At 69.1% G+C, this 644-nt stretch carries 1 protein-coding gene; it reads right to left on the bottom strand.

The annotated features are described in order from the left end of the window. Positions 1 to 644 (bottom strand): nucleoside transporter C-terminal domain-containing protein (locus ACU8YE_RS23870; RefSeq protein ID WP_446929812.1); only part of this gene is annotated, 644 nt, incomplete at both ends.

The following is a 644-nucleotide window of genomic DNA, read 5'->3' as shown; positions in this document are numbered from 1 at the left end:
GGTTCGACAGCGTCGCCGCCGTCAGCGCGCGCAAGCCGAGGCGCGCGACGTCCGAGCGGCGCTCGGGCGCGACCGCGCTGAAGCCGCCGGCGAGAATCGCGATCGACGAGAAGTTCGCGAAGCCGCACAGCGCGAACGACACGATCGCGAGCGTCTTCGGGTCGAGCACCTGCAGGCCGGCCGCCGCCGCATGCGCGCCGCCCTTCAGGTACGGCGACAGGTCGCCGTACGCGACGAATTCGTTGAAGATCAGCTTCTCGCCGATGAAGTTGCCGGCCAGCGCCGCATCGTGCCACGGCACGCCGATGATCCACGCGAGCGGCGCGAACAGGTGGCCGATGATGCCGACCAGCGTGACCTGCGGAAAGCCCACGAACGCGGCCGCGCCACCGACGATCAGGTTCATCAGCGCGATGAGCCCGACGAACGCGATCAGCATCGCGCCGACGTTGATCGCGATGCGCAGCCCGACCGATGCACCGGAGGCGGCCGCCTCGATCACGTTGGCGGCGCGCTTGTCGTCGAAATCGAGACCGTCGACCACCACGCGGCTCGGTTCGACGGTCGGAAACAGCAGCTTGCCGAACAGCAGCCCGCCCGGCACCGCCATGAACGACGCGGCGAGCAGGTACTCCATCTTCACG

The sequence above is a fragment of the Ralstonia sp. VS2407 genome, from assembly GCF_052950655.1.
Note: the sequence above shows the minus strand (reverse complement) of the source record. Positions and strands in the feature narration are given on the sequence as shown.